11 protein-coding genes are annotated in these 11,388 nt (G+C 70.9%); 10 read left to right on the top strand and 1 reads right to left on the bottom strand.

Annotated features, from left to right (window positions below; genetic code table 11):
• From murC to H0X00_RS16140, 8 genes are all read left to right on the top strand, one after another.
• On the top strand, window positions 1-1,121 hold a 1,121-nt coding region (murC, locus tag H0X00_RS16175), incomplete at its 5' end, for a UDP-N-acetylmuramate--L-alanine ligase (RefSeq protein ID WP_293772828.1).
• Window positions 1,118-1,885 (top strand): FtsQ-type POTRA domain-containing protein, encoded by a 768-nt coding sequence (locus tag H0X00_RS16170; RefSeq protein ID WP_293772826.1) that lies wholly within the window; start codon window positions 1,118-1,120, stop codon window positions 1,883-1,885. The genes murC and H0X00_RS16170, both read left to right, overlap by 4 nt.
• 188 nt (window positions 1,886-2,073) lie before the next feature.
• Window positions 2,074-3,246 carry a cell division protein FtsZ gene (gene ftsZ, locus H0X00_RS16165; protein WP_293772825.1) on the top strand — a complete coding sequence of 391 codons (1,173 nt, stop codon included), beginning with the start codon at window positions 2,074-2,076 and terminating at the stop codon, window positions 3,244-3,246.
• A 176-nt stretch (window positions 3,247-3,422) separates the two neighbouring features.
• Window positions 3,423-4,148 (top strand): peptidoglycan editing factor PgeF, encoded by a 726-nt coding sequence (gene pgeF / locus H0X00_RS16160; RefSeq protein ID WP_367186665.1) that lies wholly within the window; start codon window positions 3,423-3,425, stop codon window positions 4,146-4,148.
• A complete protein-coding gene (locus H0X00_RS16155) occupies window positions 4,145-4,876 on the top strand; it encodes a YggS family pyridoxal phosphate-dependent enzyme (protein WP_293772822.1) in 732 nt (243 codons plus the stop codon). The genes pgeF and H0X00_RS16155 overlap by 4 nt, the downstream gene beginning before the upstream one ends.
• 66 nt (window positions 4,877-4,942) lie before the next feature.
• Window positions 4,943-5,473 (top strand): cell division protein SepF, encoded by a 531-nt coding sequence (locus H0X00_RS16150; protein WP_293772821.1) that lies wholly within the window; start codon window positions 4,943-4,945, stop codon window positions 5,471-5,473.
• Between the two features lie 65 nt (window positions 5,474-5,538).
• Window positions 5,539-5,823 carry a YggT family protein gene (locus tag H0X00_RS16145; protein WP_293772819.1) on the top strand — a complete coding sequence of 95 codons (285 nt, stop codon included), beginning with the start codon at window positions 5,539-5,541 and terminating at the stop codon, window positions 5,821-5,823.
• Window positions 5,824-5,871: 48 nt separating this feature from the next.
• Window positions 5,872-6,606 (top strand): DivIVA domain-containing protein, encoded by a 735-nt coding sequence (locus tag H0X00_RS16140; protein ID WP_293772818.1) that lies wholly within the window; start codon window positions 5,872-5,874, stop codon window positions 6,604-6,606.
• Between the two features lie 164 nt (window positions 6,607-6,770).
• On the opposite strand, the gene ileS is transcribed toward H0X00_RS16140, so the two are convergent.
• Entirely contained in the window at window positions 6,771-9,911 is a 3,141-nt protein-coding gene (gene ileS, locus H0X00_RS16135) for an isoleucine--tRNA ligase (RefSeq protein WP_293772817.1), read from the bottom strand.
• Window positions 9,912-10,219: 308 nt separating this feature from the next.
• Between ileS and H0X00_RS16130 the strand changes: the two genes are divergently transcribed.
• Together H0X00_RS16130 and H0X00_RS16125 are read left to right on the top strand one after the other, a co-directional pair.
• A complete protein-coding gene (locus tag H0X00_RS16130; RefSeq protein WP_293772815.1) occupies window positions 10,220-10,465 on the top strand; it encodes a DUF167 domain-containing protein in 246 nt (81 codons plus the stop codon).
• Window positions 10,466-10,762: 297 nt separating this feature from the next.
• Window positions 10,763-11,388 (top strand): hypothetical protein (locus H0X00_RS16125; RefSeq protein WP_293772813.1); only part of this gene is annotated, 626 nt, incomplete at its 3' end.

Genomic DNA, 11,388 nt, shown 5'->3' with positions numbered 1-11,388 from the left:
GCCTGGTGCTGCCGCGCGCGGCCGCCCTGGCCTCGGTGATGGCCGGCCGCCGCGCGGTCGCGGTCGCCGGCACCCACGGCAAGACCACCACCACCTCGATGCTGACCGTCGCCCTGCAGCACTGCGGCGCCGACCCGTCCTTCGCGATCGGCGGCAGCCTCAACGAGTCCGGCGCCAACGCCCACGACGGCAGCGGTGACGTGTTCGTGGCCGAGGCCGACGAGAGCGACGGCTCGTTCCTGCTGTACTCGCCGACCGCGGCGATCGTGACCAACGTCGAGGCCGACCACCTCGACCACTACGGCACCGCCGAGGCCGTGGACGCCGCCTTCGTCGCCTTCAGCGAGCGGATCGAACCCGGCGGCTTCCTGGTGCTCTGCGCCGACGACCCCGGGTCCCGCAAACTCGGCGTCATCGCCGCGGGGGCCGGGGTGGACGTGCGCACCTACGGATTGGCCGACGACGCCGACGTCCGCCTGGAGAGCCTGCAGGTCCTCGCCGGCGGGGGGTACGGCTTCGAGGCGGTCGCGAACGGCCGCCGCCTCGGCGCCGTGCAACTGCAGGTGCCGGGCGCGCACAACGCCCTGAATGCCACCGCGGCCCTCTCGGTTGGGCTCGGCCTGGGTTATGCCGCCCTCGAGCTGCGCGAAGGCCTCTCCGGGTTCACCGGGACGCGCCGCCGCTTCGAGCTCAAGGGCACCAGCAAGGGCATCCGGGTCTACGACGACTACGCCCACCACCCGACCGAGCTGGAGGCTGTGCTCAAGGCGGCCCGCGAGGTCGCGCTGGGCGGCCGGCTCGTGGTGGCCTTCCAGCCGCACCGCTACTCGCGCACGGCCGCCTTCACCAAGGAGTTCGGGACCGCCCTCGGGCTGGCCGACCAGGTCGTGGTGATGGACGTCTACGCCGCGAGCGAGGACCCGATCCCCGGTGTCAGTGGGGCCGCGGTGGCGGCCGCCGTGCCGCTGCCCGCGGGCGACGTGGTGTTCGAGCCGTCCTGGACCCAGGTGGCGGCCCGGCTCGTCGAGCGAGCCGGCGTGGGGGACCTGGTTCTCACCCTCGGCGCGGGCGACATCACGATGATCGGGCCCGAGGTCCTGGAGTTGCTGGGCCCGGCATGAGTACGTTCACCTCCCGCCCGTCGACCCCGGCCGCCGCGGCAGCGGCCGAGGCGCGCTTCGCCGAGCGCCTCGCCTCGCGCCGGCGCACCTGGTGGATCCGGGCCGGCATCGGCGCGTTGGTCGCGGTGGTCCTGCTTGCGGCCGGTTGGGTGGTCTGCTTCTCCGACGTGCTCGCGGTCCGGTCGGTGCAGGTGGCTGGGGTGAAGCGACTCGACGCCGAAGAGGTGGAGCGGGTGGCCAACGTCCCGCACGGCGGATCGCTCGCCCTGCTCGACACCGGGCCGATCGAGGCCCGGATCCGCACCCTGGTGCCGGTCGCCGACGTCAGCGTGTCCCGCAAGTTCCCCAACACCGTCCGGATCGAGGTCACCGAGCGCACGCCGGTGGCGGTGCTGGACACCCCGAAGGGCCGGCGCCTGGTCGACGCCGAGGGCGTCGCCTACGCCACGGCGGGGGACACCGGCTCGCGCTACGTCGTGGTCGAGACCGAACAGGACTCCCTGCCGCCGGAGTCGATGGTCCGGGTCAACGAGATGATCGCGGCTCTCCCCGAATTGGTCCGGACGAAGGTGACGACGGTCGAGGCCGACACCGATCAGGACATGACCGTCGTGCTCTCCGACGGCCGCAAGGTCGTCTGGGGTGGGCCGGAGGAGCCGGAGTTCAAGGCCAAGGTCCTCGAGGTCCTGTTGCGCGATAAGTCGACCCGCGCCGCCCGAACCTTTGACGTCAGCGTGCCGGAAGCGCCGACCGTCAAGCGCTGAGCTGCGTCTCTGACGGGGCGTCAGTTTTCTCGGCCGCGACACGCCACGGATGTCTTAGGTGGCAATGGGGTGCCGCCCTACCTTCATCAACATCGCAGGTTGACATAACTCTAAACCTCTAGTTGAGGTAGAGAGTTGAGGGGCAGCCCGCGACCTTAGGGACACCGACGCGAGTGAGAGGCACGGCCGTGGCAGCTCCGCAGAACTACCTCGCAGTGATCAAGGTGGTCGGCATCGGGGGCGGTGGCGTCAACGCCATCAACCGCATGATCGAGGTCGGCCTCAAGGGCGTCGAGTTCATCGCGATCAACACCGACGCCCAGGCGCTGCTGATGAGCGACGCCGACGTCAAACTCGACGTCGGCCGTGAGCTCACCCGCGGCCTCGGCGCCGGCGCGAACCCCGATGTCGGCCGCAAGGCCGCCGAGGACCACCGCGATGAGATCGAAGAGGTGCTCCGCGGCGCCGACATGGTCTTCGTGACCGCAGGCGAGGGAGGCGGCACCGGCACCGGCGGCGCGCCCGTGGTGGCGAACATCGCCCGCTCTCTCGGCGCGCTGACCATCGGTGTGGTCACCCGTCCGTTCAACTTCGAAGGTCGCCGCCGCAGCACGCAGGCCGACGACGGCATCCAGAAGCTACGCGAAGAGGTCGACACCCTCATCGTCATCCCGAACGACCGGCTGCTCTCGATCAGCGACCGCAACGTCTCGGTGCTGGACGCCTTCAAGTCCGCCGACCAGGTGCTGCTCTCCGGCGTCCAGGGCATCACCGACCTGATCACCACCCCGGGCCTGATCAACCTGGACTTTGCCGATGTGAAGTCGGTGATGAGCGGCGCCGGCTCGGCGCTGATGGGCATCGGCTCCGCCCGCGGCGAGGACCGCGCGGTCGCGGCCGCCGAGGCGGCGATCTCCTCGCCGCTCCTGGAGGCCTCGATCGACGGCGCCCGCGGCGTCTTGCTCTCGATCTCCGGCGGCAGCGACCTCGGTCTGTTCGAGATCAACCACGCCGCCCAGCTGGTCGCCGAAGCCGCGCACCCGGAGGCGAACATCATCTTCGGCGCGGTCATCGACGACGCGCTCGGCGACGAGTGCCGGGTCACGGTCATCGCGGCCGGCTTCGACGGAGGCGAGCCGCAGCACTACCGCGAACCGGCCAAGCGCGGGGAGAGTGCCCCGGCCGCCGAGGCCGCAGAGCAGGGCTCACCGGGTGAGGTCCAGGGCCCGTCGACCGAACGCGTCGGCACCCTCGGCGAAGTACCCCGCCAGGCGGGTTCCGCCCCGGTGTCCGCCCAGGCCGCGCGTCCCGCGTCCCGGGACTCGCTCGACGACCTCGATGTCCCGGACTTCATGAAGTAGAGCCATCTCTTTTCGGGTTTCCGCCCCGGCCCGGCCCGGCACCCCGGCGCGGCGTGTCCTCCGCCGAAAGTGCAGTCCCGCAGGTCAATTGGGCCGAAATCACCTGCAGATGTGCGCTTTCGTGGACAACACGCCGCCCGTTCAGCGAGGACAATGTTCAGGTGCTGCCGCTGTTGATGCCGTCCTGGCCGCCCGGAGTGCGCGGGGTGTTCACGACCCGGGCCGGGGGGCAGTCCATGGCGCCCTACGCGGAGCTCAACCTCGGCGACCATGTGGGCGATGACCTGCGCACGGTGGGGGCGAACCGGGCCGCGGTGGCCCGGGCCGTCGGGCTCGCGCCGGATCGGCTGGTCTTCATGGAGCAGGTGCACGGCCGCAGCGTCGCGCTGGTGGACGGGCCGCCAGAGGAGCCCCCGGTCGCCGACGCGCTGGTCACCCGCGCCCGGGGGCTGGCCCTGGTCGTGATGGTGGCCGATTGCGTGCCGGTGCTGCTGGCCGACCCCGAGGCGGGGGTGGTCGCGGCCGCGCACGCAGGTCGCAAGGGCGTGGAGCTCGGCGTCGTCGCGGCGGCGATCCGCGTTATGCAGGACTGCGGTGCCCGGCCGGAGCGGCTGACGGTCTGGCTCGGCCCCTCCATCGGCGGCTGCTGCTACGAGGTGCCCGAGCAGATGCAGCGCGAGGTGGTCGCGGTCGCCCCGGGGGCGGTCGCCCCCGGGGGCCGTACGCGGGCCGGTACGCCGTCGGTGGACCTGCGCGCGGCCCTGGCGGCCGAGCTGACTGCCTTGGGTGTCCCGGACGTCGGACTCTCCGGCGGCTGTACCAACGACGACACCGACTTCTTCTCCTACCGGCGCGATGCGACCACCGGCCGCTTCGCCGGGCTGGTCTGGCTCGAGGCATGAGCCTCCCCGGGGCGGGGGAGGCGCGGCGGCAGGAGCTGGCGGCGAACCTGGCCGCGGTGCAGGGCCGGATCGCAGCTGCCTGCGCCGCCGTGGGGCGTGTCCCGGCCGAGGTGACCTTGATCGCCATCACCAAGACCTGGCTGCACTCCGATGTGCGCCATCTGGTGGAACTCGGGGTGGCCGACCTCGGGGAGAACCGCGACGCCGAGGCGACCGAGAAGGCCGCGGTGGCCGCTGCCGCCGGTCTGGGGGGGCTCCGCTGGCACTTCGTCGGGCAGGTGCAGACCAACAAGGCCCGCTCGGTGGCCGGTTACGCCGATGTGGTGCATTCGGTGGATCGCTCACGTCTGGTCCGGGCGCTCTCGGTCGGGGCGGTAGAGGCCGGCCGGGAGCTGGGCGCGCTGATCCAGGTGGACCTCGGTCCGCCCGGTTCAGCGGAGGGCCGAGGCGGGGCTACCCCGTCGGGGGTACCGGCGCTGGCGGACGAGATCGCCGCCGCCGACGGCCTGCGACTGCTCGGCGTGATGGCTGTCGCGCCGCTCGGCCGGCCTCCGGCACCGGCCTTCGAGGCCCTGGCCGAGGTCGCCTCGAAACTGCGCGAGGCGCACCCCGGGGCGACCTGGATATCGGCCGGGATGAGTGGCGATCTGGAAGTGGCAGTAGGTGCGGGCGCGACACATGTGCGTGTCGGGTCCGGGTTGCTCGGTAACCGGCCTGTGGCCCGCTAGCTTTCCTGGCAAGGGGAATCTTCTTCTCGAGTGGACTGTGCAGACAGCTCCGGAAGGCAGGCTGCAATGGCCGGCGCGATGCGCAAGATGGGCGTCTATCTCGGCCTGGTCGAGGATGACGAGCGCGACGGGTATTACGACGACCACGTCGAGGAGGAGAGCCGCTACGAACGCCCCCAGCCCGCCTCGCGCCAGCCCGCCTCGCGCCAGCCCGCCTCGCGCCAGCCCATCGAGACCGGGTCGCCCATTCCGCAGCGCCGCATTCCGGCCCCCGCTGCCGCCATCCACACTCCGGCTCCGGTCCCTGTAGTGGCGGACGCGTACCGGATCATCACGTTGCACCCGCGTACTTACAACGAGGCCCGTCAGATCGGCGAGGAGTTTCGCGAGGGCGTGCCCGTCATCATGAATCTCACGGAGATGGATGACGTCGACGCGAAGCGTCTCGTGGACTTTGCCGCGGGCCTCGTGTTCGGATGCCATGGGGCCATCGAACGAGTGACTCAAAAAGTGTTCTTGCTCTCGCCGGCGAACGTCGATGTGAGTGCAGAGGACAAGGCGCGAATCGCTCAGGGCGGCTTCTTCAACCAAAGCTGAGAGTCGTTCCGGTAGGGTCGCTCTCCGTTACTCTGTGTATACCTTCGAGAGGGCGGTGACCTGCGGTGAGTCCGGTCGCGCAGGTCATCTGGTTCATCTTGATGGGCTTTCTGCTTCTTCTGATCGCGCGACTGGTGATGGAGTACGTCTTCCTCTTCGCCAGGTCGTACGAACCGAAGGGGGCAGTGGTAGTTGTTCTGGAGGTGGTTTACTCCATCACCGATCCGCCACTGAAGTTCTTAAGGCGGTTCATTCCACCGTTGCGCCTAGGAGGGGTGTCACTTGACCTATCCTTCCTTGTGTTATTTGTCATCGTCACCATCGGGCTCCAGGTGGCGAGTTCCCTGTGACGCGGTACGGTCTTACCCGAACGTCGACGATCACTCTGAGGTGACAGGATGCCGCTGACCCCCGAGGACGTGCGGAACAAGCAGTTCACGACCGTCCGCCTGCGCGAGGGCTACGACGAGGATGAGGTTGACGCCTTCCTCGACGAGGTCGAGACCGAGCTCCGCCGGCTCATCCGGGAGAACGACGAGCTGCGAGCCAAGCTCGCCGCCGCCACCCGGGCCGCTTCTACCGCGCCGGCCGCTTCCACGACCGCGCCGCAGCCCGTCGTAGTCAAGGAGCCCGCGCCCGAGCCCCCGAAGCCCGCTCCGGCCCCGCCGGTGCCCGCTCCGGTGGTTGTCGAGCAGCCGATCAGCTCCTCCGACGGCGCTGCCCGCGTCCTGGCGCTGGCTCAACAGACCGCCGACCAGGCGATCGCTGAAGCCCGCACCGAGGCCAACAAGATCGTCGGCGACGCGCGTCAGCGCGCCGAGGCGATCGAGCGCGAAGCCCGTTCCAAGGCCGACGCCCTGGAGCGCGACGCGCAGGACAAGCACCGCTCGATCATCGGAGTCCTGGAGACCCAGCGCACCGCGCTGGAGACCCAGCTCGACCAGCTCCGTCAGTTCGAGCGCGAGTACCGCAGCCGGCTCAAGTCCTTCCTGGAGGGCCAGCTGCGTCAGCTGGAGAACAGCGCCGAAGGGGAGAACCTCTCCAACGGGCCTCGTTCCACCGCTGCCCGGCCCGCGGCCACCACGCCGCGCCAGCCGATGCGTGGCTTCCTGATCGACGAGGACGAGAGCTGATCACCCTCGTTCCTCGATAGTCGACGTCGAAGGAGCCCGGCCCACCAGGGGCCGGGCTCCTTCGCGTTGTGCCCCCAGCGTGCCGATCACCCCCGAAAGCGCACCATGGCACCCGCTGACGCAGCTTTTGGGTGCCGGAGTGCGCTTTCGGGGGTGCAGCGGCGTCAGGCCTTGGTGATGCGGAAGCTCAGGCCCAGCTCGGCGTCGGTGGCTGCCGCCCCGTCACCTGACGGGGCCTCGGAGACCTCGGCGACGGAGGTGGCGAGGACCTCGGCGGCGACCAGGTCGGCGTGCTCGCGCAGGGCCGCGACGGCCTCGGCGTCGACGGCGTGCCACTCCAGCGTGATCCGGTCGGCCACCTCCAGGCCCGAGCTCTTGCGGGCCTCCTGGATTACCCGGACCGCCTCGCGGGCCAGGCCGGCCCGGCGCAGCTCGGGGGTGATCGTCAGGTCCAGGGCGACCGTCTCGCCCTCGCGGGCCACCGACCAGCCTTCGCGGGGAGTCTCGGTGATGATCACCTCATCGGCGTCGACGGTGAGTTCCTCGCCGTTGACGGCGATGGTGGCCGGACGCCCGGCCCGCAGGTCGGCGGCCAGGGCGACCGGGTCGGCCGCGGCGATGGCGGCCGCCACCGGCTGGGTGCCCTTGCCGAAGCGCTTGCCGAGGGCGCGGAAGTTCGCCTTGGCCGAGTAGTCCACGAGGTCCCCGCCGGCCTCGGCCAGGGACTCCAACCGGGTGACGTTCAACTCCTCGGCGATCTGGGCCCGGAGGTCCTCCGACAGCGCGGTCCAGCCGTGCGCCCCGACCAGGGCTCGGGACAGCGGCTGACGGGTCTTCACTCCGCTGTCGGCCCGGGCGGCGCGGCCGAGCTCGACCAGCCGGCGGGACAGGGCCATTTGGGTGGCGAGGTCGTCGTCCATGAGCGAGCCATCGATCACCGGCCAACGCGCTAGGTGAACCGAGTCGGGAAGGTCGGGGCTGGTGGTTCTGAAGAGGTCCTGCCAGACACGCTCAGTGACGAAAGGCGTGATCGGTGCCATCAAAAGGGTGACGACGTACAGACACTCGTGCAGGGTCGCCAGGGCGGCCGGATCGCCCTGCCAGAACCGGCGCCGGGAGCGGCGCACGTACCAGTTCGAGAGGTCGTCGACGTAAGCGGCGAGCAGACGGCCGGCCTTCTGGGTGTCGAAGCCCTCCAGCGCCGCGTCCACGCCCTGGGCGAGCCGGTGCGCCTCCGAGATCGCCCACCGGTCCAGGGCCGGCCGCTCGGCGAGCGGCGGCGCGGGGGTGGCCCCGGGCTCGAAGCCGGCCGTGCGCGCGTAGAGCGACTGGAACGCGACGGTGTTCCAGTAGGTCAGCAGGGACTTGCGCACGATTTCCTGCAGCACGTTGTGGCCCACGCGGCGGGCCGACCACGGCGAGCCGGAGCAGGCCATGAACCAGCGCAGCGCGTCGGCGCCGTGCTGATCCATCAGTGGCATCGGCTCGAGGATGTTGCCCAGGTGCTTGGACATCTTGCGGCCGTCCTCGGCCAGGATGTGCCCGAGACAGAGCACGTTCTCGTACGAGGACCGGTCGAAGGTCAGCGTCCCGATCGCCATCAGCGTGTAGAACCAGCCGCGGGTCTGGTCGATCGCCTCGCAGATGAACTGCGCGGGGTAGGCCTTCTCGAATTCCGCGTGCCCGGCGTGCGGGTAGCCCCACTGCGCGAACGGCATCGCGCCCGAGTCGTACCAGGCGTCGATCACCTCCGGGACCCGTCGGGCTTCGTCCCCACAGGTCGGGCAGGGGAGGGTGACCTCGTCGATGTAGGGCCGGTGCGGGTCGACGTCGGAGACGTCGCGGCCGGCCAGTTCGCCGAGGTGCGCCAGGGACGCCGCGGCGACGTGGTGGCCTTCGCCGCAGCGCCAGATCGGCAGCGGCGTGCCCCAGTACCGGTTGCGCGAGAGCGCCCAGTCGATGTTGTTGTTCAGCCAGTCCCCGTACCGGCCGTCCTTGATGGTGTCCGGGTACCAGTTCGTGCGCGCGTTCTCCCGGAGCAGGGCGTCCTTCACCTCGGTGGTGCGGATGTACCAGGACGGCTGCGCGTAGTAGATGAGCGCGGTGTGGCAGCGCCAGCAGTGCGGATAGCTGTGCTCGTAGGCGATGTGCTTGAACAGGATCCCGCGGGCCTGCAGGTCGGCGACCAGCGCTTCGTCGGCCTTCTTGAAGAAGACCCCGCCGACGAGCGGGACGTCCTCGCGGAAGTGGCCGTCGGAGGTGATCGGGTTGACCACCGGCAGCCCGTAGGTGCGGCAGACCCGCAGGTCGTCCGCGCCGAAGGCGGGCGCCTGGTGAACCAGGCCGGTGCCGTCCTCGGTCGTGACGTAGTCGTCCAGGACGACGAAGTGGGTGTCGGCCCCGTCGGGGAAGGCGACCAGCTCGAACGGGCGCCGGTAGTGCCAGTGCTCCATGTCGGTGCCGGTGAAGCTCTCCAGGACCTGCGCGCCCTCGCCGAGCGCGTACTCCACCAGGGGCTCGGCGACCACCACCGGTGTGCTGCCGTCCGCGGGACGGGCCAGCACGTAGGTGACGTCGGCGCGGGCGGCGACCGCGGTGTTGGAGACCAGGGTCCACGGGGTGGTCGTCCAGACCAGCAGGTCGGCAGCGCCGGCGTGCGGGCCCGAGGTGAGCGGGAGGCGGACGTAGACCGACGGGTCGACGACGGTCTCGTAGCCCTGCGCGAGTTCGTGGTCGGAGAGCCCGGTGCCGCAGCGCGGGCAGTACGGCGCGACGCGGTGGTCCTGGACCAGGCGGCCGTCGTCGAAGATCTTGGCCAGCGACCACCAGACGCTCTCGACGTAGGACTTGTCCATCGTCCAGTAGGCGGTGGACAAGTCGATCCAGTAGCCCATCCGCTCGGTCATCTCGGCGAAGGCGTCGACGTGGCGGTGCACCGACTCGCGGCACTTGGCGTTGAACTCCGCGACCCCGTAGGCCTCGATGTCGCCCTTGCCAGTGAAGCCGAGTTCCTTCTCCACCGCCAGCTCGACCGGCAGGCCGTGGCAGTCCCAGCCCGCCTTGCGCGGGACCGAGTAGCCCTTCATGGTCTTGAAGCGCGGGAAGACGTCCTTGAAGACGCGGGCCTCGACGTGGTGCGTGCCGGGCATGCCGTTCGCGGTCGGCGGGCCCTCGTAGAACACCCAGGGCGGCCCGTCGGCGGAGGCGGCCAGCGACCGCTCGAAGATCTTCTCGTCCGCCCAGAACGCGAGGACCTCGCGTTCCATGGCGGGTAGGTCGATCTGGGGCGGGACGGGGCGGTACATGGTGCCTCCGGACGTTGACGGTGCGACGCCGGAGGGACGAGCCCCTTGGGAACAGGGAGCCCGCGGTACCACCCTCCTTGGCCGCGGCCGTTCTCAGGTCGCGACCCACTCTTGTCCCTGCTCGGTCGGGTCTACGCGCCGGGCAGACCCGACGTTTCCTCCGACAACTCCGGGGTGATCTCACGCCCGCGCACGCCGACCGGGCTCGCACCGTCCCCGGATCGCTCATCGGCTGCGTACGGGCGGCGCTGTCCCCATCGACGCCTGTGCAGCGCCCTGAGCCTACCGCCGGTCTAGGTTTGACGGCCGTGACCGAGTTGCGGGTGGCGATCCGGGTGCGTCCGGGGTCCACGCGCGCCCGAGTCGGCGGCGTCCACGCGGAGGCGCTGGTGGTCCAGGTCAGTGAGCGGGCGGTCGACGGGAAGGCCACCGAGGCGGCGCTGCGAGCCCTCGCCGCGGCCTTCGGGGTGCCCCGCCGCGAGATTCGGCTGGTCAGCGACCCGACCAGCCGGAACAAGGTGGTCGCGGTGACCGGTGATCCGGTCGCGCTCTAGGCCTGATCCTGGACCGGCTGCGCGACGCGAGTTGATCTTCGGGCGGGGTGCCGGACCTCCGGCCCCCAGGGTGGGTACGGTGGGCCCGCACCGTGACGAACCCGCCAGCCAACGCACGGTGATTGGCTGGCTACGGATCGTACGCACGGCCTGGTGACGGACGAAGGGTCCGCGATGGTGGTGAGCAACGGAGGGCGACTTTCCCGCGTGCGGAACGCGGTGGAAGGGGCCGGACGAGCGTTGACCCGCGGAGCCACTCGCACCGCCAACGCGGCTCCGACGGCGAAGAAGGTTTCCGTGCCGCCGAAGAAGGCAGCTCCGGCGAAGAAGGCTGCGCCAGCGGCGAAGAAGGCTGGACCGGCCAAGACGGCCCCGGCGAAGAAGGCTGCGCCAGCGGCGAAGAAGGCTGGACCGGCCAAGACGGCCCCGGCGAAGAAGGCTGCGCCTGCGGCGAAGAAGGCTGCGCCTGCGGCGAAGCGGGCTGCGTCGGCGGCGAAGCGGGCTGCGTCGGCCAAGAAGGCTCCGGCCAAGAAGGCTGCGCCCGCCAAGACGGCTCCGGTCAAGAAGGCTGCCCCGGCGGCCAAGACGGCTGCGCCCGCCAAGACGGCTCCGGTGAAGAAGGCTGCCCCGGCGGCGAAGAAGGCCGCGCCGGCCAAGAAGGCCGCGCCGGCCGCGACGAAGGCCGCGCCGGCCGCGACGAAGGCTGCGCCTGCGGTGACGAAGGCTGCGCCTGCGGTGACGAAGGCTGCGCCTGCGGTGAAGGCTCCGGCCAAGGCTGAGGCTCCGGACAAGGCCCCCGCTCCCGCCAAGGCTGCGGCTCCGGCAAAGGCGGCCACCCCCGCCAAGGCCGCGGCGCCGGTGAAGGCCCCGCCGGCGAAGAAGGCAGCTCCCGCGCCGGTAGCGGCCGCGGCGCCGGCACCGGC

The organism is Sporichthya sp. (assembly GCF_013815995.1).
Classification (GTDB): Bacteria; Actinomycetota; Actinomycetes; order Sporichthyales; family Sporichthyaceae; genus Sporichthya.
The sequence above is the reverse complement of the archived record's forward strand: the minus strand, read 5'-3'. Positions and strand labels throughout refer to the sequence as shown.